The following is a 26,552-nucleotide window of genomic DNA, read 5'->3' as shown; positions in this document are numbered from 1 at the left end:
GATCGGGTAGCGGGAGCGGGCGCGCCGGTGCGCGTCGTGTGGCCGTTCTGTGACGGTAGAGCGCGTTACGCACGATCGGGTGGGCTGATCTCGTCGCGGCCCACCGGGAAACATGCTGGTCGAAAGGTTTTCCGGGGCGTGGTCACGCGGGGCGGCCGCTCCGGGCGGCGTGTAGTTTCTACCGAATGAAGGCATTGCGTCGTTTCACCGTCCGTGCCCATCTGCCCGAGCGCCTGGCGGCCCTTGGTGAGCTCGCCACGAATCTGCGCTGGTCGTGGCATCCGCCGACGCAGGATCTGTTCGCCGCGCTCGACCCGCGGCGGTGGCAGGAAATGGGGCACGATCCGGTCCGGATGCTGGGTGAGGTACCCGCGGCGCGGCTGGACGAGCTGGCCGCCGATGCCCGCTATGTCGCGCGTGTCGACGCCGCGGCGGCGGAGCTGCGCGATTATCTGGCTGCGCCGGGCTGGTTCCAGCGCCGGGCGGGGGAGGAGGGGGTGCAGGGCATCGCCTACTTCTCGATGGAGTTCGGCGTCACCGAGGTGCTGCCGAACTACTCGGGCGGCCTTGGCATCCTGGCGGGCGACCATTTGAAGGGCGCCTCCGACCTCGGCCTGCCGCTGATCGGGGTCGGATTGCTGTACCGCTCGGGTTACTTCCGGCAGTCGCTGACGACCGACGGCTGGCAGGCCGAGCACTATCCGGCGCTGGACCCGCAGGGCTTGCCGTTGCGGGCGCTCACCTCCGACGGCTCGCCGGTGCTCATCCATGTGGCCATGCCCGACCGCAGGGTGCTGCGCGCGCGGGTGTGGATCGCCCAGGTGGGCCGGGTTCCGCTGTTGCTGCTGGACTCCGACATCGCCGAGAACGACCCGGAGTTGCGCGCGGTCACCGACCGGCTCTACGGCGGCGATCAGGAGCATCGCATCCGCCAGGAGATCCTCGCGGGCATCGGCGGTGTACGGGCGGTGCGCGCGTACACCGCGTCCGCGGGGCTGCCCGATCCCGACGTGTTCCACATGAACGAAGGCCACGCGGGCTTCCTCGGTGTGGAGCGCATCCGCGAATTCGTCGCGGCGGGGCAGGATTTCGATTCCGCACTCGCCGCCGTGCGGGCGGGCACGGTGTTCACCACGCATACACCGGTCCCGGCGGGCATCGATCGGTTCCCTATGCCGATGGTGCGGCGCTACTTCGGCGGTGCGCACGGAGAATCCGAATCCGCCCTGCTGCCCGGTCTTTCGGTGGACCGCATCGTGGCGCTCGGCCGGGAAGCCGACCCCTCCGTCTTCAATATGGCGCACATGGGTCTGCGACTGGCGCAGCGCGCCAACGGTGTCTCGAAGCTGCACGGCGCGGTGAGCCGGTCGATGTTCGCCTCGCTGTGGCCGGGTTTCGACCCGGCGGAGGTGCCGATCGGTTCGGTCACCAACGGCGTGCACGCGACCACGTGGGCCGCGCGCGAATGGGTGGACAAGGCGCGCGAGCACATCGGCGCGGAACTGCTCGAGGAGGGGCGCGGCTGGGAACGGCTGCGCGACGTCGATCTCACCGAGCTGTGGTCCACCCGTAACGCCCTGCGCGGCATCCTCGTCGACGAGGTGCGCCGCAGGGTGCGCGCGTCCTGGTTGGAACGCGGCGCCGCGGAGGCCGAACTCGGCTGGGTGAACGGGGTCTTCGACCCGAATGTGCTGACCGTCGGATTCGCCCGCCGGGTGCCGACCTACAAGCGCCTGACCCTCATGCTGCGCGACCCGCAGCGGCTGCGTGCCCTGCTGCTGGACCCGCGGCGGCCGATGCAGCTGGTCGTCGCGGGCAAGAGCCACCCGGCCGATGACGGCGGCAAGGCGCTCATCCAGCAGGTGGTCCGCTTCGCCGACGATCCCGAGGTGCGGCACCGGATCGTCTTCCTGCCGGACTACGACATGTCGATGGCTCGCTACCTGTACTGGGGTTGCGACGTCTGGCTGAACAACCCGCTGCGCCCGCTGGAGGCGTGCGGCACCTCCGGCATGAAATCCGCGCTGAACGGCGGGCTCAATCTGTCCATCCGGGACGGCTGGTGGGACGAGATGTACGACGGCGAGAACGGATGGTCCATTCCGACCGCCGAGGGCGTCCGGGACGAGCACCGCCGCGACGATCTGGAGGCCGCCGCGCTCTACGACCTGTTCGAGCGGGCGGTGGCGCCGCGCTTCTACGAGCGCGACGCGTCCGGGATGCCGGTCCGCTGGGTCGAGATGGTTCGCCACACTTTGCAGACCTTGGGACCGAAGGTCCTGGCTTCCCGGATGGTGCGCGACTACGCCGTGGAGTACTACGCTCCCGCCGCCGCGGCTCATCAGCGGGCGACGGCCGACGATTTCGCCGTCGCGCGGGCCGTCGCCGAGTACCGTCACCGGGTCGAGTCGGCCTGGCCCTCGGTCAAGGTGATCCAGGTCGACAGCGCGGGGCTGCCGGACACGCCGGTCATCGGGGCGCGGCTGTCGCTGACCGCGCGGGTCGAGCTCGGCGGATTGAGCGTGCCCGACGTGGTGGTGCAGGCGGTGCTCGGCCGGGTGTCGGCGACCGACGACCTCTCCGACACCACGACGGTCCCGATGACGCACACGGGCTCCGACGCCGGCGCCGAGCTGTTCACCGTCGACACTCCGCTGCCGCTGTCCGGTGCGGTCGGCTACACCGTGCGCGTGCTGCCGCACAACGAGCTGCTGGCCTCCGACGCCGAACTCGGGTTGGTCTCCGCGCCGAGCGCCTAGTCCCGGTGGCGCCGGTCACGATGGCGCCACCGCGGGTTGCCCCAGGTAGTGAACCGTCGGTTACCGTGCCCTTGGCATGCCCCGATTCGTTCCTCGACTGGAGTCACCCATGGTCACCGACGTTCTGCACCGGACTCGAGGACGCCTCGACGGGTACTTCGGCGTCCGCTCGAACGGCTCGACCGTCAAGCGCGAACTCATGGCGGGCACGGTCACGTTCCTGGCCATGTCCTATGTCCTCGCGGTGAATCCAGCGGTGCTCGGCGACCAGGGCGCTCTGGGCGACAAGGGCATCCCGATGCAGGCGGTGTTCACCGCCACCGCCGTCGCGGCGGTGTTCGGCACGCTTGTCATGGGGCTGTGGGCCCGGTATCCGATCGCGCTCGCACCGGGTATGGGACTCAACGCGTTCTTCGCGTACACGGTGGTGCTCGAGATGGGGATTCCGTGGCAGGTGGCGCTGTCGGGCACGTTCCTGTCCGGCGTCATCTTCTTCGTCCTCGCCGTGACCAAGGTGCGCGAACGCATCCTCAACGCGATCCCGATGCAGCTGAAGCTCGCCGTCGGCGCGGGTATCGGGTTGTTCGTGGCCTTCCTCGGTCTGAAGAACGCCGGGATCGTGGTGAACAGCGAGGCGACGCTGGTCACGCTGGGCGACTTCACCGAAGGAACCACGCTGCTCGCGCTGTTCGGACTGCTGGTGACCGTGGTGTTCCTGGTGCGGGGCTGGCACGGCGCGGTGCTCTACGGCATCGTGCTGACCACGATCGTCGGCATCGTGAGCGGCTTGGTCGATCTGCCCAGGGGCGTGTTCGCCGCGCCACAGGGGCTCGAGCACACCTTCGGTCAGGCGATCGTCCATCTGCCCGACGCGTTCACCGGCCAGATGGCCGTGGTGGTGCTGACCATGCTGTTCGTCGACTTCTTCGATGCCTCGGGCACCCTGATCGGCGTCGCGAACCAGGCGGGCCTGCTGGACGAGAAGGGCAAGCTGCCGCGTGCCGCGAGCGCGCTGGCGGCGGACTCGGTGGGCACCATGGCAGGCGCGGTCATCGGCACCTCGACCACGACCGCCTATGTGGAATCGACCGCGGGCGTCTCGGCGGGCGGCCGGACCGGGCTGACCGCCGTTACCACCGCGGGCTGGTTCCTCGTCGCGATGTTCTGCTATCCGATCTTCGCGGTGGTCGCGGGCTCGGGTGAGGTGACCGCGCCCGCGCTCATCGTGGTCGGCATCCTCATGGCCCGGGCGCTGGGCCAGATCGACTGGAACCGTCTCGAGTACTCGGTGCCCGCGTTCGTCACCGTCGTGATGATGCCGCTGACGTACTCCATCGCCAACGGCCTTGCCATGGGCATGCTGCTGTATCCGGTGGTCATGGCGGCCAAGGGCCGGATCAAGGACGTGCACCCGGCGATGTGGGCGTTGATGCTGGTGTTCCTCGGCTACTTCTTCTTCCTCGCGGAGTAACCCTCGCTCGCTTGCGCGCTGAACCGTCCTTCCCGCCCGAACGTGGAATACACCGAAAGGCCGGGCCGTTGGCTCCTTCGTGCGAGAATCGGACCGTAGTCCGTTTATTCGCCGACCTAACGATCGTGCCCCGAACGACAGCACAGAGATGAGGACCAGCATGACCATGAGATCCGTACTCGACAGAACCGGCACCGGCACCGAGCTGGACGGCGTCGCCACCGACATCGGCCTGCTGATCGTGCGAGTCGTCTTCGGCGGCTTGCTCGCGGCACACGGCGCGCAGAAACTCTTCGGCTGGTGGGGCGGCCCGGGCCTGCAGGCCAATGCCGACGGCTTCGAGCAGATGGGATACAACCCGGGCAAGGTGTTCGGCACCCTGGCGGGCCTGACCGAACTCGGTGGTGGCCTGCTCCTGCTGCTCGGTCTGCTGACGCCGCTGGCCGGGGCGATCGTGGTGGGCACGATGATCAACGCGATCAACGCCACCTGGGCCGGTGGTCTGCTGGGCGGTTACGAAATGGGCCTGCTGTTCGCGGTGGTCGGTGCTGCGCTCCCCTTCACCGGGCCCGGCAAGTTCTCGTTGGACGCCGGGCGTCCGTGGGGACGTCACGGATTCGTGTGGGGAGTCGGCGCGCTGATTCTCGCGGTCGTGACGGGCGCGCTCACGCTGATCCTGAAGTGGGCTCTCTGAATCTCCGGCACAGCCGGATCAGCGGCGCGGTGACCTCGGTCGCCGCGCCGCGGTCGTTTCTCGTGTCACACCGCGGACTGCCGGATCGTCGTTGTGTTGTCGCAGCACTTGTCGACCGAGCGAGGAGAAACGATGGCCGTGGAAATCAGCAACCCCGGTGAACTGCACGATCCGACCGGATTCGGCTACAGCCATGTGGCGGTGGCGCGCGGAGAGCTGGTGTTCATCGCCGGGCAGTACGACTCGGACGCCGAAGGGCACACCACGAGCACCGATTTCGCGGTGCAGGTGGACAACGCGTTCGCCAACCTCGGAATCGCCTTGCGCTCCGCGGGAGTGGACTACGCCGACGTCGCGCAGTTGCGGACGCACATCGTCGGCCACGACCTGGAGAAGCTGGCGGTGCTGGGCAAGAAGATCACCGCGATCTGGGGTGATCGCCCGCCCGCGCAGACGCTGACCGGAGTGGCGGCACTCGCGTTGCCGGGCATGCTGTTCGAGGTCGACGCGGTGGCCGTGCGCTGAAACGCCGCTGCCGGGCCTGGATCCGGTGATGTCCCCGCGCCGTGCGCGGAGCCTGGCGCGGGGACCGGCCGATATCACACCGTCGCCGCGGCGGACAGCCGGCGCAAGGCCTTGACCACGACCTCCGGGTCGGCCGTCTCCCAGTACGGCGGCAGCGACGCGCGCAGGTAGCCGCCATAGCGGGCGGTGGCGAGGCGGGAATCGAGGATGGCGACCACGCCGCGATCGTCGACGCTGCGCAGCAGGCGTCCGGTGCCCTGCGCGAGCAGCAGAGCCGCGTGGCTGGCGGCCACCGTCATGAACCCGTTTCCGCCCCGCATCTCCACGGCACGCTGCCGAGCCGCCAGCAGCGGATCGTCCGGCCGGGGGAAGGGGATGCGGTCGAGGATCACCAGACTCAGCGACGGTCCGGGCACGTCGACGCCCTGCCACAACGACAGCGTGCCGAACAGGGAAGTCTCCGGGTCGTCGGCGAATTTGCGGACCAACGCGCCCGTCGAGTCGTCGCCCTGGCACAACACCGGGGTCTGCAACCGTGGGCGCAGCGCGTCGGTGGCCGCGCGGGCGGCGCGCATCGAGGAGAACAAGCCGAGGGTACGCCCGCCCGCCGCGGTGATGAGCCGCTCGATCTCGTCCAGGTAGGCCGGTGCGAGCCCGTCGCGGCCCGGCGCGGGCAGATGCTTGGCGACGTAGAGGATGCCGGACTTGGCGTGGTCGAACGGTGAGCCGACATCGAGCGAGCTCCAGCGCACGGTCTCGGCGTCAGATGGCGGCTGGGCCCCGTTCGCGGTGGCCGGATCGGTGCGATTGCCCGACTGCGCGGGCAGGCCCCAGGTCACCGCCAGGCCGTCGAAGGAACCGCCGATCTGCAACGTGGCGGAGGTCAGCACGACGGTCGCGGTGCCGAAGAGCCTGCTGCGCAGCAGCCCGCCCACCGACAGCGGCGCCATCCGCAGCGAGCGGCGGACCACGCCGCGGATCTCGTCGGCGGCCAGCCAGATGACATCCCGGCGCGCGGCGGGATCGGGCTCGTCGAACGCCGTCAGCGCGCGGACCGCGCTGTCGTGCACCTCGTCCAGCGCGGCCACTGCCATGGTGCGGGCGGCGGAGGTCTCCGGATCGCCCTGCGCGGTGGTGCTACCCGGTGGCGCGAGCGCGGTGCGCGCGTTCCAGGCGGCATCGCGGATCAGGGCCAGCACCGGGGCGACGCCGTCGGGCAGGGTGTCCCACCGGGCGGCGGGCAGCTCGTCCAGCACGGTGTGCCAGGCCTCCGCGGCGCCCTCCAGGCGGTCCACCTCCTGCTCATCGATGAGCTTGGCGCAGCGCCGGGCCGCCGCGCTGATCGCGGCGGAGGCCAGTTCGGCGGTGGCCACGCCGGTGACCCGGTCGACCAGCTCGTGCGCCTCGTCGATGACGACCACATCGTGCTCGGGCAGCACCTGGATGCCGCTGATCGCGTCGATGGCCAGCAGCGCGTGGTTGGTCACCACCACATCGGCCTGCGCAGACTCGGTCCTGGCGCGCTCGGCGAAGCAATCCTGGCCGAAGGAGCAGCGCGACTTGCCGAGGCATTCCCGCGACGACACGCTGACCTGCCGCCAGGCGCGATCGCTCACCCCGGGGGCGAGTTCGTCGCGGTCACCGGTCTCCGTGTCGGAGGTCCACTCGTTGAGCCGTTGCACTTCGCGGCCGAGGCGGGAGATCGCGAACGCGTCGAACAGCTCCGCCTCGGCTGGCTCGTCGGGGATCGCGCTGTTGATCTTGTTCAAGCACAGATAGTTGTTGCGCCCCTTGAGGATCGCGAACTTCGGCGTGCGCCCCAGCGGCGCGCTGAGCGCGTCGGCCAGCCGGGGGAGATCGCGGTCGACCAGCTGCCGCTGCAGCGCGATCGTCGCGGTGGAGACCACCACGGTGCGGCCGGTGCGCACGGCGTGGCGCAGGCTCGGCACCAGATACGCCAGCGACTTGCCGGTGCCCGTCCCGGCCTGCACCGCCAGGTGTTCCTTGGTGTCGATCGCGTGGTCGACCGCGGCGGCCATCGTCGTCTGCCCGGCGCGCTCCTTGCCGCCGAGCGCCTGCACTGCGGTGGCCAAAAGGTCGGAAACGGGCGGGAGTTCGGGCACGCGAGCAGCCTACTCGTCGCCTCCGACAGGGCAGGACGGTCGCCGAGACCGGGCGGTCTACCGGTTGACGCTCCCCTCCAGGTCGACGCCCGCCCCGCGCATGCGGTCCAGCGCGGCGGCGACCGTATCGGGGGCGACACCCGCGGTGAGGTCGAGCAGGACGCGGGTGTCGAAACCCTCGATGCGCGCGTCCAGCGCGGTGGCGCGCACGCAATGGTCGGTCGCGATGCCGACCACGTCGACCGCGTCGACGCCGCGCTCGCGCAGCCAGTCGGCCAGCCCGGTGCCGTCCTCGGTCGTGCCCTCGAACCCGGAGTAGGCCGCCGAGTACTCGCCCTTGGAGAAGATCGCCTGGACGCCGCCGGTGGCCAGCGCCGGGTGGAAATCGGCGCCCGGCGTGCCGACCAGGCAGTGCGGCGGCCAGGTGTCGACGTAGTCGGGCGCCTCGGAGAAGTGCGCGCCGGGGTCGACGTGATAGTCCCGGGTCGCGACGATCGCGCCGTACTTCGCCGCCGTGAGGTACTCGCTGATCCGGGCCGCCACGGCGGCTCCGCCGGTGACCGCGAGTGAACCGCCCTCGCAGAAATCGTTCTGGACGTCGACGATGATCAGTGCCCGGGTCATGGTGACCTCCCGCGGTGTGCTGAATGACTGTTTCGAATTCTGCCGCTCGGTGGCACGCTCGTTCGCCCGACTCGCGGGAATTCTTGCTCTCTTCTGGTCTCCCGCGTCGACCCGCGCGGGCGCCGACCTCAGGCGAAGGTGGTCACCACGGCGGGCTCACCCGCCGAGAGCTTGAGGCCCTCCCACGGCAGGCTGATCAGGCCCCGCGCGACCAGATCCCGGCTTTCGGCGAGGGTGGGCAGGCTCGCGAGCTGCTCACCGCCGCGCACCAGCGGGACGAGCGGCTGCCTGGCTTCGAAGCCGTTCGCGGGCGGCACCGGTCCGGCCGCCGGGTAGACGATCTCCTCGACGATCGTTCCGGTGTCGCGGGCCAGGCGGATCACGTTCTTGGTGCCACCGCGGGATTGCTTGTGGCTGCTGCGTTTGGCGACCGGCACCCCTTCGACCTCGACCAGCTTGTAGACCATGCCCGCGGTCGGCGCGCCGGAGCCGGTGACCAGCGCGGTGCCCACGCCGTAGACGTCGACCGGCTCGGCGCGCAGCGCGGCGATGGCGTACTCGTCGAGGTCGCCGGAGACCACGATGCGGGTCTTGGTGGCCCCGAGCGCGTCGAGTTGGTCGCGCACCTGCCTGGCCAGGACGCCGAGATCGCCGGAGTCGATCCGCACGCCGCCCAGTTCGGTGCCCGCGACCTCGATGGCGGTCGCGACGCCCCGTGTGATGTCGAAGGTGTCCACCAGCAGCGTCGTCCCGACCCCGAGCGTCCGCACCTGGCTGCGGAACGCTTCGGCCTCGTGCGCCCCGTCGGGGCCGCTGTGCAGCAGGACGAACGCGTGCGCGCTGGTGCCTGCGCCCGGAATCCCGTAGCGACGCACCGCCTCCAGGTTGGAGGTGGCGTCGAAACCGGCCAGATACGCGGCGCGTGCGCAGTCCGGGGCGGCCAACTCGTGAGCGCGCCGCGAACCCATTTCGATCATCCTGCGGCCGCCCGCGGCGCTGACCATCCGCGCGCCCGCGGCCGCGATCGCGCTGTCGTGATTGAGAATCGCCAGGATCAGCGTCTCCAGGACGACGCATTCGGCGAAGCTGCCGCGCACCGACAGGATCGGGGAGCCGGGAAAGTACAGCTCGCCCTCGGCGTAGCCGTCGATGTCGCCGGTGAACCGGTAGTCGCGCAGCCAGTCGAGCGTGCGCCGGTCGGAGAACGAGGCGGCGACGGCCAGCTCCGCCTCGTCGAAGCGGAACTGCCGCAGTGCGTCGAGCACCCGGCCGGTACCCCCGACGACGCCATAGCGGCGACCATTTGGCAAACGTCTAGCAAACACTTCGAAAGTGCACTGCCGATGCGCTGAACCGTCGGCGAGCGCCGCGGCGAGCATGGTCAGTTCGTACTGGTCGGTCAGCAGCGCCGTGCTGGCGACGCCGTCACGCAGGTCCACGCTGTCACTGTAGACAGAACGGTCGGCTCACGGTGCCCGGCATCGGCTCGGTGAACCAGTGGAAACGCGAATCGGGGCTGCGTGGGTGTTGTTTATCCGGGGGCGAGTCGTACCCTTGACCGTATGGCCTTGTGCAACACAGTCCGGGGTGACGTCGTTGTGGACGCCGCGAACGCGACATTGTCGGCGGCACAGGCGACACCCGAAGCGGTCGAATACACCGAGATCCTGGAGGCGGAGGACCGCCCCTGGGTGACCGTCGTCTGGGACGACCCGGTCAATCTGATGCACTATGTGACCTACATCTTCCAGAAGCTGTTCGGCTACAGCAAAGCGAAGGCGACCGAACTGATGCTGAAGGTCCACAACGAGGGCAAGGCGGTGGTCTCGTCCGGTTCCCGGGACAAGATGGAGCACGATGTCCAGCGGCTGCACGCCGCGGGGCTCTGGGCCACCATGCAACGGGACGACTGACCTGGACGACTACCCTGACGCCGTGCGCAAGTGGAGCAGGAAGAACTCGCTGAGCGGTCTCAAACTGCGATCCGAGATGGACGCACATGAGGCCGATGTGCTTCGGTCGCTGGTCGGTGCGGTCTCCGGGCTGCTGAACGAGCGCGCCGAGTCCGCGCCCGACGACGACTTGGCCGCCCTCACCGGACTGCGATCCGGCAACACCATCCCGCCGGAGGATCCGCGGCTGCGCAGACTCCTCCCCGACTTCCATCGCAGCGAGCCCGGCTCGCCGGACGCCGAACGCGCTGATCTCAACAGCGCCCTGCGCGGATTGCACGAGCCCGACATCATCGACGCCAAGCTGGCAGCGGGGTCGGTCGTGCTGGACACCGTGCCGAGCGCGGGCGGCAAGATCGTCCTCACCCCCGAGCAGGCCGACGCGTGGCTGACCGCGCTCACCGACGTCCGGCTGGCGCTCGGCACGGTGCTGGACATCGACGCCGACACGCCCGACCATCTCGACCCCGACGATCCGCGCGCTCCGCACCTGGACGTGTACCACTGGCTGACCTGGATGCAGGACTCGCTGCTGCAAGCGCTGGCTCCCTGACCGGCTGTGCTGCGAAGATCGGCGCGAGGCGACCGGAAGTCCCGCGCCGCGAGGAGTAGAGATGGTGAACGCCGCACCGGGCGAACGTAATTCGATCACCGACGTGCCCGGAGTGCTGGTCGGGCACCACCACGTCCTCGACCGGGACGCGACGCTCGGCTCCGGCGCGGCGACGGGTTGCACGGTCGTGCGGGTGCCGGGCGGCGCGGTGGCGGCGGTCGACGTGCGCGGCGGCGGCCCGGGTACCCGCGAGACCGATCTGCTCGACCCGATGAACACCGTTCGCCAGATCGACGCGATCCTGCTCACCGGCGGCAGCGCTTTCGGCCTCGCCGCGGCCGACGGGGTGATGCGCTGGCTGGAGGAGAACGGCGCGGGCATCGTGATGGACCCGACCGACCCGAGCCGGGTGGTGCCGATCGTCCCCGGCGCGGTGATCTTCGATCTTCCGGTCGGCGCGTGGGACATTCGCCCGACCGCGGAATTCGGCTATCGGGCCGCGGCGGCGGCGGACATCGACTTCGCCCGGGGTTCGGTCGGCGCGGGCGTCGGGGCCCGCGCGGGATCGATCAAAGGCGGGGTGGGCACCGCGAGCGTCGCGCTGGGCGAAGGCGCCGCCGCGGGAATCACCGTCGCCGCGCTGATCGTGGCGAATCCCGTCGGCTCGGTGTTCGACCCGCGTACCGGGTTGCCGTGGGGGTGCGGCACCGACGGGCCCGATTTCTTCGAGCTGCGGCCACCGAGCGCGGAGCAATTGGCGGCGGCGAACGCGCTGCCGGTGAAGGGAACCGTGCTCAACACCACGATCGGCGTCGTGGCCACGGACGCCCCGCTCGATCCCGCGGGATGCAAGCGGGTCGCGGCCACCGCGCACGACGGGCTGGCCAGGGCGATCCGTCCGGCGCACTCGCCGCTGGACGGCGACACCCTCTTCGCGATCGCCACCGGGACCGCGGAGGAGGGCACGGATCTGCCGCTGCCGCCCGCTTTCCCCGCCGATCTGCTCGTCCTGGACGAGATCTGCACGGCCGCCGCGGTCTGCGTCGAACGCGCCGTCGTCGACGCGATCCGCTCGGCGCGTTCGGTGGCGGGCATCCCGGCCTACCGTGACCTGTTAGGGGTCTGAACAGGCGATGCCTCGAACCGGGGACCGGGCGACGTCGCCGGGGGAATACCCGAATATCCTGGCTCGTTGTCGACTGCGATGGGTCGGCGTTGTGGAAAGGTGTGCGACTCGTGCTGGTGATCAGGGCCGACCTCGTGGAGGCGATGGTGGCGCACGCGCGCGCCGATCACCCGGACGAGGCCTGCGGTGTGATCGCGGGGCCGGAGGGTTCGGATCGTCCCGAGCGCTTCATCGCCATGGTCAACGCCGAGCGTTCGCCGACGTTCTACCGCTTCGACTCCGGCGAGCAGTTGAAGGTGTGGCGCGCGATGGACGACGCCGACGAGACGCCGGTGGTCATCTACCACTCGCACACCGCCACCGAGGCCTATCCGAGCCGGACCGACGTGTCCTACGCCTCCGAGCCGTTCGCGCACTACGTGCTGATCTCCACCCGCGTCCCCGAGCGGCACGAGCTGCGCAGCTACCGGATCGTCGACGGCGAGGTCACCGAGGAGCCGGTGCGGATCGTCGACGCGTACGAGAACTAGACCGATGCCTGTTCGCGAAACCGAGGAGTACCCATGCCGGTAACCGTGTCCATTCCGACCATCATGCGCGGCCTCACCGGAGGTGAGAAGCGCGTGCAGGCCGAAGGCGCCACGCTGTCGGCGCTCATCGACGACCTCGAGGCCAACCACCCCGGGCTCGCCGAGCGCCTGCTCAAGGACGGAAAGCTCAACCGCTACGTCAACATCTACGTCGACGACGAGGACGTGCGCTTCGCCGGCGGCCTCGCGGCCGAGGTGCCGCAGGACGCCAGCGTCACGATCCTGCCAGCCGTGGCCGGAGGCTGACCCGTCCCGTGGCGCGTTACGAATCGCTGATCGCGACCCTCGGCAACACCCCGCTGGTCGGCCTGCGCACACTGTCTCCCCGATGGGACGGTGACAACCACGTGCGGCTGTGGGCCAAGCTGGAGGATCGCAACCCCACCGGCTCGATCAAGGATCGGCCCGCCCTGCGGATGATCGAGCAGGCCGAGGCCGACGGCCTGCTGCGGCCCGGGTGCACGATTCTGGAGCCCACCAGCGGCAACACCGGCATTTCCCTGGCCATGGCCGCGAAGCTCAAGGGCTACCGGCTGATCTGTGTGATGCCGGAGAACACCTCGGTGGAGCGGCGCCAGCTGCTCACCATGTTCGGGGCGCGGATCATCGATTCCCCCGCGGCGGGCGGCTCCAACCAGGCCGTGGCACTGGCCAAGCAGATCGCGGCGGAGAACCCGGACTGGGTGATGCTCTACCAGTACGGCAACCCGGCCAACGCGTCGGCGCACTACGAGACGACCGGCCCGGAGATCCTGGCCGATCTGCCCGAGATCACCCACTTCGTCGCGGGTCTGGGCACCACGGGCACGCTGATGGGGACCGGCCGCTTCCTGCGGGAAAAGGTGCCCGGCATCGAGATCGTGGCCGCCGAGCCGCGTTACGGCGAACTGGTCTACGGCCTGCGCAACATCGATGAGGGATTCATCCCGGAGCTGTACGACGAGAGCGTGCTGACCAGCCGTTTCTCGGTCGGCCCGTACGACGCGGTGAAACGCACCCGCGAACTGGTGCTCGAAGAAGGCATCTTCGCCGGGATCTCCACCGGCGCCATCCTGCACGCCGCGCTCGGCGTCGCCCGTAAGGCGGCGAAGACGGGAGCCCGCGCCGACATCGCGTTCGTGGTTGCCGACGGCGGATGGAAGTACCTGTCGACCGGGGCGTACGACGGCACGCTCGAAGAGGCGGAAGAGCGGCTCGACGGCCAGCTCTGGGCCTGATTCCCCCGGTACCCTCGATGTGGCGGGGCCACGTCCCCGCCACGGCGAGGAGGTGGCCATGGCCGGCGCGGGACTCGGGGCGTCGTTCGACCCGGATCGGATCGCGGCGATCCGCGCGCGACTGGGTGAGCCCGTCGGTGCGCCGGGGCCGTCCGCGCCGCCGACCGGCGGCATCGGCGCGATCAAGCAGTTGTGGCTGCGGGCCGGGGTGCTGATCGCCGGATTCGTGGGGGTCCTCTACGGGATCGAGGGCGTCGATACCGCCCTCGGTGGGCGGCTCGACTCCGCGGGTATCGAGCCGCGCCGTGCCGACGGGCTGACCGGCGTCCTCTTCGCCCCGTTGCTGCACCATGGCTGGCCCCACCTGATCGGCAACACGCTCCCGGTGCTGGTGCTCGGCTTCCTCGTGTTGCTGGCGGGCCTCGGGCGCGGGCTGGCCGCGACCGCGATCATCTGGCTGCTCGCCGGGCTCGGCGTCTGGCTCACCGGAGCTACCGGCAGTGTGCACCTCGGTGCGTCCTCGCTGGTATTCGGCTGGTTGACATTCCTCATCTCCCGCGGCTGGTTCGCCCGCAACGTAGGGCAGATCGTGCTCGGTCTCGTCGTGCTTATCCTCTACGGGTCGCTGCTGTGGGGTGTGCTGCCAGGGCAGCCCGGAATCTCTTGGCAGGGGCATCTATTCGGCGCGTTGAGTGGATTGCTGGCCAGCTGGGTACTCTCTGGAGATGCACGACGAAGCCGCCGCGGAGCCCGAGCCGGAATCGGCGCGGCGCCGCGGTGAGCGCGCGGCCCGCCGGAGAATGTGGGGGATCCTTTCTTGAGTGAGAAATCCGCGTGGCAGCATGGGGGAATGCGCCTAACCGTCCTCGGGTGCTCGGGCAGTGTGTCCGGCCCGGACTCTCCTGCGTCGGGTTACCTGCTGACCGGCCCGGACATGCGGCCGACGGTCATCGATTTCGGCCCGGGAGTGCTCGGCGCGTTGCAGCGTCACGCCGATCCCGGTGAAGTCGACATCTTCCTGACCCATCTGCACGCCGACCACTGCCTGGACCTGCCCGGTTTGCTGGTATGGCGTCGTTACCATCCCACTCCGCCGGAGGGGAAGGCGATCGTGCGCGGCCCGTCGGACACCTCGGTGCGCATCGGCAACGCCTCCGCGGAAGTCGGCGGAGAATGCGACGACTGGTCCGACGTGATCGACATGCGGCCCTGGGTGGAAGGCGAGCCGATCACGTTCGGCCCTGGCCACACCGTGACCGCGCGCCGGATGTTCCACCCTCCGGAGTCCTACGGCCTGCGGATCGTCACCGCGAGCGGACGCACCTTCGTCTACACCGGCGACACCGCACTGTGCCCCCAGGTCCACGAACTCGCGCAGGGCGCCGACGTCCTGATGGCGGAGGCCTCCTGGACCCACGACCCGGCGAATCGTCCCCCCGGCATTCACCTTTCGGGTACCGAGGCAGGCCAGATTGCCGCCGAGGCAGGCGTGAAGGAACTCCTGCTCACCCACATCCCCCCGTGGACCTCACGCGAGGACGTGATCGCCGAGGCGAAAGCCCAGTTCACCGGCCCCGTACACGCGGTTGCCCCCGGCGAAACCTTCGATATCTGACCGAACCCGTTTCAGGGCGAGGGCCAGACCATAGGTCTCCTCGACGCAGATAACTGCCGCTGAAGGCCGTAGATCCGCTCGGCTATGCGGGTGATAAGCCCGCATCGGAGTGTGCCCGTAGCAGTCCCGAAACCATCGACGAGCACAACAAGCAGCACCCGGCTCGCGTTCGCGTGGCCGCCACTGAGCGCCGGTCATCAGGACGACCACCGGCCACTGCGAGCCGTGTGCACGATGTCCAGAGTCCGCGTCCGGACGCGCCCAGCCGAACCTCTACTCCCGGTTTCGAGCGCAGCGAGATCGAGCATGCGCCGTTCGCGGCCCGGCTCGCGTTCGCGCGACCGCCGCGTACGCGACGAAGGAGCAAGCGGCGGTCGCGCGAACGCGAGCCATAAGGGGGCCGCGAACACGCCGCGCCGAAGGCGCGGCAAAACAAACACAGTAGGCTGTGGCCGTGTCGAGACGAGCCGATGGCAGGGCGGACGATGAGCTCCGCGAGGTCCGGATCACCCGTGGTTTCACCACGCACCCAGCTGGTTCGGTGCTGGTGGAGTTCGGGCAGACGCGGGTGATGTGCACCGCGAGCGTCACCGAGGGGGTGCCGCCGTGGCGACGCGACTCCGGATTGGGCTGGCTCACCGCCGAATACGCGATGCTGCCCGCCGCGACGCATACCCGCAGTGGGCGGGAATCGGTGAAGGGCCGGATCGGCGGACGCACCCAGGAGATCAGCCGCTTGATCGGCCGGTCGCTGCGCGCCTGCATCGACCTCGCCGCGATCGGCGAGAACACCATCGCGATCGACTGCGATGTGCTCCAGGCCGACGGCGGTACCAGGACGGCCGCCATCACCGGCGCCTATGTGGCGCTGTCGGATGCCGTGAACTATCTCGGCGCGGCGGGCGCGCTGGCCGACCCGCAGCCGATCTCGTGCGCGATCGCGGCGGTGAGCGTCGGCGTGGTCGACGGCCGGGTGCGCCTGGATCTGCCGTACGAGGAGGATTCGCGCGCCGAGGTGGACATGAACGTCGTGGCCACCGACACCGGAACGCTGGTGGAGATCCAAGGCACCGGCGAGGGCGCCACTTTCCCCCGCTCGACGCTGGACAAGCTGCTGGACGCCGCGCTGGCGGGCTGCGAGCAGTTGTTCGTCGTGCAGAAGGAGGCGCTGGCGCTGCCGTATCCCGGCGTGCTGCCGGAGCCCGCCGAGGCGAAGAAGAAGTGATGACCCGCCGTCTGCTGGTGGCCAGCCGCAACGCCAAAAAACTGAACGAACTGCGCCGCATCCTCGACGAGGCGGGTATCGCCGGGATCGAGATCCTCGGATTGGACGACGTTCCCCCGTACGACGAGGCGCCCGAGACCGGCGCGACATTCGAGGAGAACGCGCTGGCCAAGGCCCGCGACGGCGCCGCTGCCACCGGGTTGGCCTGTGTCGCCGACGATTCCGGCATCGAGGTGGACGCGCTGAACGGGATGCCCGGTGTGCTGTCGGCGCGCTGGTCCGGCAGGCACGGTGACGACGCGGCCAACAACGCGCTGTTGCTGGCGCAACTGTCGGACGTGCCGGACGAGCGTCGCGGCGGCCGGTTCGTGTCGACCTGCGCGTTGGTGGTGCCCGGCGGCGCGGAGACCGTGGTGCGCGGCGAATGGCCCGGCTCGATCGGGCGCAAGCCGGTGGGCGACGGCGGTTTCGGCTACGACCCGCTGTTCATCCCGGCGGGGGGCGATGTCACGGCCGCTCAGTTGACGCCCGCCCAGAAGGACGCGGTGTCGCATCGCGGGCGGGCGCTGGCTCGGTTGACGCCCGCCCTGGCGGCGCTCGCCGAAGGCTGACGCGAGCGGCGATCGGTCGGTTCAGACGCCGAAGTCCTGCTTGACCTGCTTGGCGTTGACGTGCTCGACGAAGAACGACAGCAGCGGGATGGTGCCGGCGAGCAGGGTGCCGACGGTGCGCAGGGCCGGCCAGCGGACCTTGACCGCGAGGTCGGCGGTGACCAGCAGGTAGACGAAGTACACCCAGCCGTGCACGACGGCGATCCAACTGGGGGTGTGCACGTCGAAGCCGTACTTGGCGATCATCTCGCCGGTGAGCAGCAGCAGCCAGAGACCGGTGATCCAGGCCAGCGCCCGGTAGCGCAGCAGCGCCGGGCGGATCTTGGCGGCGTTGCCCGCCGGGGCCGGGACGGCGGTGGTCTCGGTGGAATTCTCGCTGGTGGTCAACCGGCGCTCCTCTCGCTGGTGTGCAGGCCTGCCGCGCGGACCTGGTCATCGATGTCGTGGGCGTGCAGAGCGGCCAGGTACCGGTTGTACTCGGCGAGCACGGGATCCTCGTCCCGGACGGCCTTCGGGCGCTCGGGTAGCAGACCGGCCGGCAGCTCCGTGGGCGCGACCGGTTTCGCGGCGTGCCCGGCCGCGGTGGAAGCGCGCCGCGCCGCCGCGGTGGACTCGTTCTTCTCCGCGCCGGCCTCGCGCTCGAGCCGGACGAACCGGAAGTACGCGAAGACGGCGAACCCCGCGAACAGGGGCCATTGCAGCGCGTATCCGAGGTTCTGGGCGGTGCCGCTCGCGGACTCGTACCGCTCCCACTGCCACCAGGCCAGCGCCAGGCAGCCCAGCGCGGCGACGATCACCAGCGCGATGAGGGCCGGGCGGTTGTGTGCCGAGCGGCGGGGAGAGGCGGACACGGCTTCTACGGTACCCGTTCTACTACGCGGGCCGTAGAGCCAGGTGCGCCGTCCTACGCAGGCTGGGACTGTGCTCCGGTCCAACGTCGGGGCGGCTGTCGGCCGGGTGCGCGGCCGCTCGACCCGGGCGGTCGGCTCTTGGGCATGTAAGGACCGCTCGCCACGGATGAGCCGTTGCGAGCGAGCGGTCCGCCGGTGCCCCCGCGATGAGCCGCCCGCTTCGCGCGTGACCGGCCCCCGGACTGTGCCCGGCTCAGAAGGGGTAGATGACGCCGGTCTTGCGCTCGGACTCGGCCCACAGCCGCTGCCACAGCTCCCGGTTCTGCGACAAACGGGTGGACGAGGAGGGCCGCACCGGTCCCTGGCTACCGAAGAGGCGGGTCGGCCCCCAGTAGATCTCGGGATCGGCGTCGGGCATGGTCGCGGCGAACAGAGTCGAGTGCGCGGCCTTGGCCGGTGAGTGCCCGATCAGGCGGATGAACGGCTTCGAGACGTAATCGAGCGGCGTCTCGGTGTGGGCGAAGAGGTCGGTGGCCGAGACACCGGGATGCACACCGTAGGAGCGCTTGTCCGAGCCGGATTCCCGCAGCCTGCGCTGCAATTCGCGGGCGAACATCAGATTGCACAGCTTGGATTGCGCGTAGGCGAGATTGCGCTGGTAGCGACGGTTCTCGTAGTCGAGGTCGTCGATCCACAGCTTCGGAGTCTGCTTGTGCGCGATGCTGGAGAGGGTGACCACCCGGTCCTTGATCCGGTCCAGCAGCAGGCCGGTGAGCGCGAAGTGCCCGAGGTGGTTGACGCCCCACTGGGTTTCGAACCCGTCCTTGGTCCGCGAGAACGGGATGTTCATCAGGCCCGCGTTGTTGACCAGGACGTCGAACTCGCCGCCTGCGTCGGCGAACTTGCGCACCGAGGCCAGATCGGCGAGGTCGAGTTCGGCCACGCGGACGTCGCCGTCGATGCCGCCGGCGACCTCTTTCGCCTTGACCGCGTTGCGGCAGGCCATGATCACGGTCGCGCCCTTGGCCGCCAAGACCTTCGTGGCGACGGCACCGAGACCGCCGTTCGCGCCGGTGATGACAAAGGTGCGTCCCGTCTGGTCCGGGATCTCAGTTGGTTTCCACGCCATGCGTCAACCTTACTTTGGAGTAAGTTCCGGGGGAAGGGTTTCGGATCGATCGTCTCAGACGCGGATGCTCGTGTCGCGGAACATACCCGCGACACGAGCTCTCACCCGATTTTTCAGCGGCCACTGCCGATGGGTTGCTGGAATGCGGCCGCGAGGACGGCGCCCACCGTATCGCCCCACACCTGCCAGGTGGCGGGATCCAGCGTCATCGAGCCCACATCGGTGATCGTGACCCCCTCGGCCACCGGCGCACCCGCGAACCGGTCCCTCAGCCACAACAGCGCGCGCGGCGCCGCGATCGGGTCGAGGGTGAGGTGCTCACTGAAATGGTCGCGGATGTACTCGACCCGCGCGCCCGGGTCCTGGGCGTAGGTTCCGACCAGCTCGTTGACGGGCCCGACCGGGATCAGCCAGTCGGCGTTGGCTTGGTACATCAGCATCGGCATGTCCGGCACGGCTCGGCCCAGCTTCGTCTTGTTCAGCACCTCGACGACGGCGGGGTCGGTGAACGGGTTCTTCGCCAGCATCCCCAGGTTGTCCGCGAACGGGAACAGCGCGGCCTGGTAGCTCGCGCAGAGTTGCTCCTTGCCCGCGATCATGAGTCTGCCCAGGCCGTTCGCGTTGTCGTCGAGGAATTTCCGCAGCTCCGGATACTCCCGCGAGACGCCGAGCGCGCCCGCGAAGATCAGCCCCGCGGAGAGATTCCCGTTGGCCATCCGCAGTGCGGCCGACAGGTCGGCGGGGATGCCGCCCTCGGCGGCGCCCACCACGTTCAGTTCGGGCGCGTAGTCGCGCTTGAGCTCGGCGGCCCAGCCGGTGGCGATCGCGCCGCCGGAGTAGCCCATCATCCCGACCCTGGTCCGGGTCCCGGGCAGTTGCATCGGCGCGAAGTTCTCCGCGGCGCGGATGCCGTCGAGAGTGATGCGGCCGGCCAAAGGCCCTGCGGCGTATGCCGAGTCCGGTCCCTGGTGATCCGGGATCACCGCGGCCCAGCCCTGGGCCAGCGCCGCCTGCACCTCGAGGAACTGCGCGGCCACCAGGGTGGATCCGGTCAAGGTCGCGGGGATGCTGCCCATCTGGAGCTGATACGACGGCATGCAGTAGTTGCCGGTCGAGTCCTCGGCGATCTGATAGGAGAACAGCGGCCGGTCGGCGGCGTAGCCGCGCGGCTTGATCACCGTGGCCACGGCGGGGATGGCCTCGCCACGGGAGTTGGTGGAGCGGTAGGACAGCTGCCAGGCGTCCACGTTCAGCGGGATCAGCGACAAGTTGGCCAGATTGACCTGGCGTGCGGCGATGATCCGGCCGGGAGCCAGATCGGCGTAGGTCTCCAGGGGCGGCCGATAGAACGCCGGGTCGAAACCCGGCGGTAGCGGCGGAACCGGGAACGGCAGCGCGGGCTGGATCACCTGGTTGTCGGGCGGCGGCTCCGCGGCCGCGGGCCCCGCCGGTAGGACGGGCAGCCCCACGGCCACCGCGGCGAGTGCCGCGAGCAGCTTCGGTGCGTGCTTGCGGGAAAGGGCCATGCGAGAACCTCTTCGTTCGGCGAGCCACATATGTGAGCCCCATCGGTTTCAGACTGCGCTCGAGTATGCGGTGTCATGGCGCGGATCACAAGAACGGATATCTCCGGCCCCGGTGGGAAGCATGGTTCGCGGTCGCCGCGATTTCGCTACGGTGAGAGATGTGACGGCGACAGTGGGCAGGCAATACGGCGGGCGTGCCGTCGTGGAGCGGAAAGCCGAGCGGCGTCAGCGGTTCCTCGACGCGGCCACCCGGATCTTCGCCGAGCGCGGCTACGCCGATTGTTCGCTGGCCGACGTGTGCGCCGCCGCGGGCTTGTCCAAGCGGCAGTTCTACGAGGAGTTCCAGGCCCGAGAGGACGTGCTGGTCGCCGCCTATGACCGGATCCAGGACGAGGCCGCGGCCGCCGTGCTGGGGCGGCTGGGTGATCTCGACCCCCGCTTCGACCTGCCCGCCGCGATGACCGCCGTCGTGACGGCCTACCTGGCCTCGATCGGCTCCGATCCCTACCGCGCGAAGGTCGCGTTCATCGAAGTGGTCGGGGTGAGCGACCGGATGGAGCGGCACCGTCGCGAACGACGACACAGGTGGGCGTCCATGCTGGAGTCGCACGTGGTGCCGGTGGTCGCTCCGGGTTCGCGGGTGCGTGGCGCGCCGGGGTGGGGTGCGAGCGCCTTGATCGGCGCGATCAACGGGCTGGCGCACGAGTGGGTGCTCGCCGACCCGCGTCCGACGGTGGCCGAGCTCGTGGATCTGCTGGTCCCGATCGCGATGTCGCTGATCGAGCGGGCGGACGAGACGGCGTCCGAGGACCTGCCCGGCTGATTCGCTGTCGTGTCGCTGGATATCCATCCAAGTGGCGAAGTCCCATACTGGGCTGATGGCCGGTTCGGTTGCTGTCGCCGCGGACCCCGGTGCCCCGATGGGCAGGGCCAAGACCAACATCGTGTTCGGCACCATCGTGCTCGGCATGCTGATGGCGGCGCTGGACCAGACCATCGTGTCCACCGCGCTGCCCACCATCGTCGCCGACCTCGGCGGGGCGGGGCACATGGCGTGGGTGGTCACCTCGTACCTGCTCGCCGAGGCGGTGGCGACGGCGCTGGCGGGCAAACTCGGCGACCTGTTCGGCCGCAAGCTGATATTCCAGGTCAGTGCCGTGATCTTCATCGTGGGCTCGATGGTGGCGGGCCTGGCGAACGGCATGCTGCTGCTGGTGCTCGCCCGAGGCATCCAGGGCTTCGGCGCGGGTGGACTGATGGTCACCTCGATGGCGCTGATCGCCGACATCATCCCGCTGCGGCAGCGTGGCAAGTACCAGGGTGCGCTGGGAGCGGTGTTCGGCGTGACCACGGTGATCGGTCCGACGCTGGGCGGCCTGTTCACCGACCATGCCAGCTGGCGCTGGTGCTTCTACGTGAACGTGCCGGTCGCCGTGGTGATGATCGTGTTGGCGGCGCGGACGATCCCGCGGGTGCGGGCCGCCGCCAAGCCGATCATCGACTACGCCGGAATCGGCCTGGTGGCGCTGGGCGTCTCCTGCCTGATTCTCGGCCTGGAATGGGGCGGGCAGCAATACGCGTGGGGGTCGCCGACGATCATCGGCCTGTTCGCCGGGGCGGTGCTGCTGCTCGCGGCGTTCGTCGCGGTGGAGTCGCGAGCCGCGGAACCGATGCTGCCGATGGGGCTGTTCCGCAGCCGGGTGTTCACGGTGTGCTCGATCCTCAGTTTCATCGTCGGTTTCGCGATGCTCGGCTCGATGACCTATCTACCCGCGTATCTGCAATACGTGGACGGGGTCTCGGCCACCATGTCGGGCGTGCGCACCCTGCCGCTGGTGGCAGGCCTGTTCACCACCTCGATCCTGTCCGGGCAGGTGGTCGGCAAGACCGGGCGCTATCGGTACTTCCCGATCGCGGGCACGCTGGTCATGGCCCTCGGCCTGTACCTGATGTCGACGATGGGCCGGACCACCGGCACGTGGCTGGAGTCGCTGTACATGCTGATCCTCGGCCTGGGCATCGGACTGGCCATGCAGGTGCTCACCATCGTCGTGCAGAACACCGTGCCCTACGCGCAGCTGGGCACGGCGACCTCCGGCGTCACCTTCTTCCGCACGCTGGGCAGCGCCTTCGGCACGGCGATCTTCGGCACCCTCTACAGCAACGAGATCGGCCCCGACCTCGCCGCCGCGCTGGTCCGCGTGGGTGTGGTGACACCGGCTGTGGCGGCGGACCCGCAATCGCTGCGCGCGCTGCCCGCCGAACAGTCGGCGCCCATCATCGACGCGTACGCGGACTCCATCGACCACGTGTTCTTCTGGGTCGTGCCGGTCGCGCTGGCCGGATTCGTGATCGCGTGGTTCCTGCCCGAGGTGCCGCTGCGCGACAGCGCGCGGGCGGGCGCGGGCGATGTCGGCGAGGGGTTCTCGGTACCCGACTCACCCGATCGGCTGGTGCAGCTGGAAAGGGCCATCGCGGGCACCATGCGCAGGGCTCGGGAGGGGGATCCGATCGGCCCGCGCATCCTCGCCGACGCGGACAGCGACCTCACCCGCGGGGAGGCATGGGCACTCGGGCAGGTGTATCTGCGCGACCGGCTGCGGGGCCACGCCACGCTGGCCGAGATAGCGCGCGAGCACCGACTGCCGGAGGAGGTGATCGAGCCGATCTACGACCAGGTGGGCGCGGAGGGGTACCTGATGCGGGAGGGGCAACGGTTGCGGCTCACCGACTCCGGCACCGCCGAGCTGGACCGGATCAAGGCGGCCTGGCGGCGCTGGCTCGACGGCAGGCTCGACGACTGGAACGAAGCCGATCCCGCCGATCGCGCGCTGCTGGATCAGGCGTTGACGAACATCGCCACGAAGTTGCTCGAAGAGCAGGCGCGGGAGCAGCAGACGGTGCCCGCCTGAACCGCTTGCGGCTTATTACTCGTAGACGTATATTCGTACACGAGTATAAGGAGGTGCCCGCGATGAAGAAACGCAAGGTCGACAACCTGCTGGCGCTCGCGGTGCTCTCCGTGATCATCGAACGCCCGATGCACCGGTACGAGATCGCGCAGACCTTGCGCGACCGGGGCAAAGACCACGACATGGCGATCAAGTGGGGTTCGCTCTACACGGTCGTGCAGAACATGGCCAAGGTCGGCTTCCTCGAGGTGGTCGGCAGCGAGAGGGCGGGCGCGCGACCGGAGCGGGTGATCTACCGGATCACCGACGCGGGTCGCGCCGAGATGGCCGATTGGACCAGGGAGCTGCTGTCGACTCCGGAACCGGAACATCACCGGTTCGTCGCGGGTCTGTCCATTCTCGCGGTTCTCCCGCCCGCCGAGGTGGTCGAACTGCTCGGTACCCGGCTCGAAGCGCTGGAACAGACCATCGGGACGGTTCGCCGCGAACTCGGCGAACTCGCGGCCGCGCTGCCGCGGCTGTTCGTCGTCGAGTCCGAGTTCGGGCTGGCGATGCTGGAAGCCGAGGCGGCGTGGACACGTTCGCTGCGTGACGAGCTGACCGAGGGCACCTTCCCGGGACTGGCGCAATGGCGTGAGTGGCACGAGCGCGGCGCGTTGCCGTCGGAGGTCACCGAGCTGGTGGAGAGGGGGATGACCGAGAACTAGCCGAAACCGGACCCGGCGTGGTGCGGCAACACCGCCGCCGGGCCCGATCGAACAGTCTCGAACCGCGCCCGCGAACGCGCACCCGGCTACAAGGCTGGCAACCACAGGATAACCGGGTGGGTGGCGCGTGGGTCGGTCCGGGAACCGAAACCCGTATCGCACGAATCCTGGAGACACCCATGTCCACAACACGTACCGCCCTGGTGATCGGTGGCGGCATCGCCGGCCCCGTCGTCGCGACGGCCCTGCGCAAGGCGGGCATCGAAGCCCGCGTCTACGAGGCCTACCCCGGCCCTTCCTACGGCATCGGCAGTGGACTCGCGCTGGCGCCCAACGGCATCGCCGCCCTCGACATCATCGGAGCGGGCGATCCGGTCCGCGAGATCGCGCTGCCGGTCACGAAGATGAACATGGCAGTCGGAGACAAGGTGCTGGCATTGCCGGGCCTCTCCGATGTGCCGCCGCTGCAACTGGTCGACCGCAGCGAGTTGCATCGAGCGCTGCACCGGCACGCGACCGCGGCGGGGGTGCCGTTCGAGTACGACAAGCGCCTGGTCGACGTGCACGAGGACGAATCCGGCATCACCGCCCGGTTCGCCGACGGCAGCACGGCCACCGCCGACGTGCTGATCGGCGCGGACGGTATCCGCTCGCGGGTGCGCACGCTGATCGACCCGAACGCCCCCGGTCCCGGCTACACCGGCATGCTCGGCTTCGGCGCGACCACCGAGTGCGACGCCGAGATCCCGGCCGACACCATGACCTTCGCGTTCGGCAAGCGGGCGTACTACCTGTACTGGCCGCTCGGCGACGGGCGGGTGGCCTGGGGTGCGAACCTGCCGCACAAGGAGTACCTGTCGCTCACCGCGGCGCGGGCGGTACCGAACGCGCACTGGTTGAAGATCCTGCGCGAGACCTACCGCGACGACAGCCCCGGCGCCGAACTCGCTCGCCGCACCACCGAGGACCAGCTGGAAGTGGTGGGCGCGCTGCACATCATGCCGCCGGTGCCGCACTGGCATCGCGGACGCATGGTGCTGATCGGCGATGCCGTGCACGCCCCCTCCAACAGTTCCGGCCAGGGCGCGTCGCTGGCGATCGAGAGCGGTGTGCAGCTGGCCAGGTGCCTGCGCGATCTGCCCGCTCCGGAGGCGTTCGCGGTCTACGAGCGGCTGCGGCGCGAGCGCGTGGAAGGCGTCGCGGCCCGCGCGGCGAAGATCAACCACAGCAAGACGCCGGGGCCGGTGGGACGCAAGTTCATGCAGCTGCTCATGCCGCTGATGGCCAAGACCGTGATGAAACCGGAGAAGACCATGGGACCCGAACAGCGCTACCGGATCGATTGGGAGGCACCGGCCGAGCGCGAACTCGCGGCGGTGTGAGTCGATGGTGAAGTCCCGCAGGGCCGACCTGCGGGACTGATCCTCGGGCGAGCGGCGATTCGGCGGCGGCGATCGGACCGCCGGATCGACACGGTTCCTGATCGTCGCCCCGCCCGCATGGCGAGCCGGTCCAGCATCGGCTGGTCGTGGCGGGCGCGAGAGCCCCGATCAGCGTCGTGCCGCGCGGTCACGCAGAATTCGCGTGGTCTGCTCGTCGCCGGGCAGAAACGCCTCCAGTTGCAGCTCGGCGAGCGTGACGTCCACCGCGGTGGCGAACGAGGTGAGCGTGGTGATCAAACGCAATTCCCCTTCGGCGCAGCGCAGGCGCAACGGCACCGCGAAACCCAGGTGCTCCGGCCCCGGCTCGGTGGACGGCAGATAGGTCTCCAGCTCGTCGATCAGCTCGTCCAGGACGGGATCGGGGCTGCGGGCGATCCGGTTGCGCAGCGCTTCGGTGACGTGCCTTCCCCATTCGGGCAGGTTGACCACGCGGGCGGCCAAGCCGTCCGGATGCAGCGCGAGCCGCAGCACGTTGACCGGTGGTTCCACCAGCCACGGCGCGGCGCCCTCGGTGAGCACGTCGAAGGCGGCGTTGGCGGCGACCAGGATGCCGTAGGGCCGCACGACCAGTGCCGGGTAGGGCAGATGGCCGTCCAGAATGGCGCGTAACGCCTCCAGCACCGGCGCCAGTTCCCCGGTGTCGAGTTCCGATTCGGGGAAGATCGGCGCGTATCCCGCGGCCAGCAGCAGTCCGTTGCGTTCACGCAGCGACAGCTCCAGTGATTCGGCCAGCCGCACCACCATGGTGCGGCCGGGGCGGGAGCGGCCCTGCTCCAGGAAGCTCAGATGACGTTGCGTGGTGTCGGCGCGGATCGCGAGGTCGAGCTGGCTGACCCGGCGCAGCGTCCGCCAATGCTTGAGCTGCCGGGCGAACCCGGTGGACTCGATCGCCGTTGTCAT

General features: G+C 69.6%; 26 protein-coding genes. 18 read left to right on the top strand and 8 right to left on the bottom strand.

The annotated features are described in order from the left end of the window. Positions 1–185: 185 nt before the first annotated feature. From glgP to ACZ6DL_RS28795, 4 genes are all read left to right on the top strand, one after another. The gene (glgP, locus tag ACZ6DL_RS28810; RefSeq protein WP_466055768.1) at positions 186–2,759 is read left to right on the top strand and encodes an alpha-glucan family phosphorylase; all 2,574 of its coding nucleotides are present in this window, start codon (positions 186–188) and stop codon (positions 2,757–2,759) included. A 109-nt stretch (positions 2,760–2,868) separates the two neighbouring features. Beyond that, positions 2,869–4,230: an NCS2 family permease gene (locus ACZ6DL_RS28805; RefSeq protein ID WP_466055766.1), complete on the top strand. Its 1,362-nt coding sequence runs from the start codon at positions 2,869–2,871 to the stop codon at positions 4,228–4,230. 160 nt (positions 4,231–4,390) lie between these two features. After that, on the top strand, positions 4,391–4,924 hold the full coding sequence (locus ACZ6DL_RS28800; RefSeq protein ID WP_466055764.1) for a DoxX family protein: 534 nt from the start codon (positions 4,391–4,393) through the stop codon (positions 4,922–4,924). A gap of 132 nt (positions 4,925–5,056) precedes the next feature. Then, the gene (locus tag ACZ6DL_RS28795; RefSeq protein ID WP_466055762.1) at positions 5,057–5,449 is read left to right on the top strand and encodes a RidA family protein; all 393 of its coding nucleotides are present in this window, start codon (positions 5,057–5,059) and stop codon (positions 5,447–5,449) included. Positions 5,450–5,523: 74 nt separating this feature from the next. Here the strand turns inward: ACZ6DL_RS28795 and ACZ6DL_RS28790 are convergent, their stop codons facing one another. From ACZ6DL_RS28790 to ACZ6DL_RS28780, 3 genes are all read right to left on the bottom strand, one after another. Further along, positions 5,524–7,572 carry an ATP-dependent DNA helicase gene (locus ACZ6DL_RS28790; RefSeq protein WP_466055757.1) on the bottom strand — a complete coding sequence of 683 codons (2,049 nt, stop codon included), beginning with the start codon at positions 7,570–7,572 and terminating at the stop codon, positions 5,524–5,526. A gap of 57 nt (positions 7,573–7,629) precedes the next feature. Then, positions 7,630–8,196: a nicotinamidase gene (locus ACZ6DL_RS28785; RefSeq protein ID WP_466055755.1), complete on the bottom strand. Its 567-nt coding sequence runs from the start codon at positions 8,194–8,196 to the stop codon at positions 7,630–7,632. Between the two features lie 128 nt (positions 8,197–8,324). Next, positions 8,325–9,635 carry a nicotinate phosphoribosyltransferase gene (locus tag ACZ6DL_RS28780; RefSeq protein WP_466055754.1) on the bottom strand — a complete coding sequence of 437 codons (1,311 nt, stop codon included), beginning with the start codon at positions 9,633–9,635 and terminating at the stop codon, positions 8,325–8,327. A gap of 123 nt (positions 9,636–9,758) precedes the next feature. Here ACZ6DL_RS28780 and clpS point away from each other — a divergent pair, with 123 nt between their 5' ends. From clpS to rdgB, 10 genes are all read left to right on the top strand, one after another. Then, a complete protein-coding gene (clpS, locus tag ACZ6DL_RS28775) occupies positions 9,759–10,109 on the top strand; it encodes an ATP-dependent Clp protease adapter ClpS (protein WP_039796380.1) in 351 nt (116 codons plus the stop codon). Positions 10,110–10,131: 22 nt separating this feature from the next. Beyond that, positions 10,132–10,701 (top strand): oxidative stress transcriptional regulator AosR, encoded by a 570-nt coding sequence (aosR, locus tag ACZ6DL_RS28770; protein WP_393236689.1) that lies wholly within the window; start codon positions 10,132–10,134, stop codon positions 10,699–10,701. 61 nt (positions 10,702–10,762) lie between these two features. Continuing rightward, complete coding sequence (locus tag ACZ6DL_RS28765) at positions 10,763–11,827, top strand: P1 family peptidase (RefSeq protein WP_466055751.1); 1,065 nt, start codon at positions 10,763–10,765, stop codon at positions 11,825–11,827. A 110-nt stretch (positions 11,828–11,937) separates the two neighbouring features. Next, positions 11,938–12,357, top strand: coding sequence for a M67 family metallopeptidase (locus tag ACZ6DL_RS28760; protein WP_466055750.1), 420 nt, complete (start codon positions 11,938–11,940; stop codon positions 12,355–12,357). Positions 12,358–12,390: 33 nt separating this feature from the next. After that, a complete protein-coding gene (locus ACZ6DL_RS28755) occupies positions 12,391–12,663 on the top strand; it encodes a MoaD/ThiS family protein (RefSeq protein ID WP_063051456.1) in 273 nt (90 codons plus the stop codon). Positions 12,664–12,671: 8 nt separating this feature from the next. Further along, positions 12,672–13,634 (top strand): cysteine synthase, encoded by a 963-nt coding sequence (locus tag ACZ6DL_RS28750; RefSeq protein WP_466055748.1) that lies wholly within the window; start codon positions 12,672–12,674, stop codon positions 13,632–13,634. A gap of 58 nt (positions 13,635–13,692) precedes the next feature. Continuing rightward, positions 13,693–14,415, top strand: a complete 723-nt coding sequence (locus tag ACZ6DL_RS28745) for a rhomboid family intramembrane serine protease (protein ID WP_466055746.1) — start codon at positions 13,693–13,695, stop codon at positions 14,413–14,415. Between the two features lie 69 nt (positions 14,416–14,484). Continuing rightward, complete coding sequence (locus ACZ6DL_RS28740) at positions 14,485–15,249, top strand: cyclic nucleotide-degrading phosphodiesterase (RefSeq protein ID WP_391469655.1); 765 nt, start codon at positions 14,485–14,487, stop codon at positions 15,247–15,249. A gap of 454 nt (positions 15,250–15,703) precedes the next feature. Next, on the top strand, positions 15,704–16,474 hold the full coding sequence (rph, locus tag ACZ6DL_RS28735) for a ribonuclease PH (RefSeq protein ID WP_466055744.1): 771 nt from the start codon (positions 15,704–15,706) through the stop codon (positions 16,472–16,474). Further along, the gene (gene rdgB / locus ACZ6DL_RS28730; protein ID WP_466055742.1) at positions 16,474–17,085 is read left to right on the top strand and encodes an RdgB/HAM1 family non-canonical purine NTP pyrophosphatase; all 612 of its coding nucleotides are present in this window, start codon (positions 16,474–16,476) and stop codon (positions 17,083–17,085) included. The genes rph and rdgB overlap by 1 nt, the downstream gene beginning before the upstream one ends. Positions 17,086–17,106: 21 nt before the next feature. Here the strand turns inward: rdgB and ACZ6DL_RS28725 are convergent, their stop codons facing one another. From ACZ6DL_RS28725 to ACZ6DL_RS28710, 4 genes are all read right to left on the bottom strand, one after another. Further along, positions 17,107–17,406: a DUF3817 domain-containing protein gene (locus ACZ6DL_RS28725; protein WP_245659928.1), complete on the bottom strand. Its 300-nt coding sequence runs from the start codon at positions 17,404–17,406 to the stop codon at positions 17,107–17,109. Positions 17,407–17,468: 62 nt separating this feature from the next. Further along, positions 17,469–17,936 (bottom strand): transcriptional regulator, encoded by a 468-nt coding sequence (locus ACZ6DL_RS28720; RefSeq protein WP_466055740.1) that lies wholly within the window; start codon positions 17,934–17,936, stop codon positions 17,469–17,471. Between the two features lie 253 nt (positions 17,937–18,189). Continuing rightward, positions 18,190–19,065, bottom strand: coding sequence for an oxidoreductase (locus ACZ6DL_RS28715; protein ID WP_062971698.1), 876 nt, complete (start codon positions 19,063–19,065; stop codon positions 18,190–18,192). A 113-nt stretch (positions 19,066–19,178) separates the two neighbouring features. Continuing rightward, positions 19,179–20,591 carry a lipase family protein gene (locus ACZ6DL_RS28710; protein WP_466055738.1) on the bottom strand — a complete coding sequence of 471 codons (1,413 nt, stop codon included), beginning with the start codon at positions 20,589–20,591 and terminating at the stop codon, positions 19,179–19,181. Positions 20,592–20,751: 160 nt separating this feature from the next. Here ACZ6DL_RS28710 and ACZ6DL_RS28705 point away from each other — a divergent pair, with 160 nt between their 5' ends. From ACZ6DL_RS28705 to ACZ6DL_RS28690, 4 genes are all read left to right on the top strand, one after another. After that, a complete protein-coding gene (locus ACZ6DL_RS28705; protein ID WP_466055736.1) occupies positions 20,752–21,414 on the top strand; it encodes a TetR/AcrR family transcriptional regulator in 663 nt (220 codons plus the stop codon). A gap of 55 nt (positions 21,415–21,469) precedes the next feature. Further along, positions 21,470–23,503, top strand: coding sequence for an MDR family MFS transporter (locus ACZ6DL_RS28700; protein ID WP_466055734.1), 2,034 nt, complete (start codon positions 21,470–21,472; stop codon positions 23,501–23,503). A 62-nt stretch (positions 23,504–23,565) separates the two neighbouring features. Beyond that, the gene (locus ACZ6DL_RS28695) at positions 23,566–24,210 is read left to right on the top strand and encodes a PadR family transcriptional regulator (protein WP_466055732.1); all 645 of its coding nucleotides are present in this window, start codon (positions 23,566–23,568) and stop codon (positions 24,208–24,210) included. 179 nt (positions 24,211–24,389) lie between these two features. Continuing rightward, positions 24,390–25,592: an FAD-dependent oxidoreductase gene (locus tag ACZ6DL_RS28690; protein ID WP_466055730.1), complete on the top strand. Its 1,203-nt coding sequence runs from the start codon at positions 24,390–24,392 to the stop codon at positions 25,590–25,592. A 168-nt stretch (positions 25,593–25,760) separates the two neighbouring features. Here ACZ6DL_RS28690 and ACZ6DL_RS28685 read toward each other — a convergent pair whose 3' ends face one another. After that, positions 25,761–26,552, bottom strand: a complete 792-nt coding sequence (locus ACZ6DL_RS28685) for a helix-turn-helix domain-containing protein (RefSeq protein ID WP_466055729.1) — start codon at positions 26,550–26,552, stop codon at positions 25,761–25,763.

Source organism: Nocardia sp. NPDC041819 (assembly GCF_055590505.1).
Note: the sequence above shows the minus strand (reverse complement) of the source record. Positions and strands in the feature narration are given on the sequence as shown.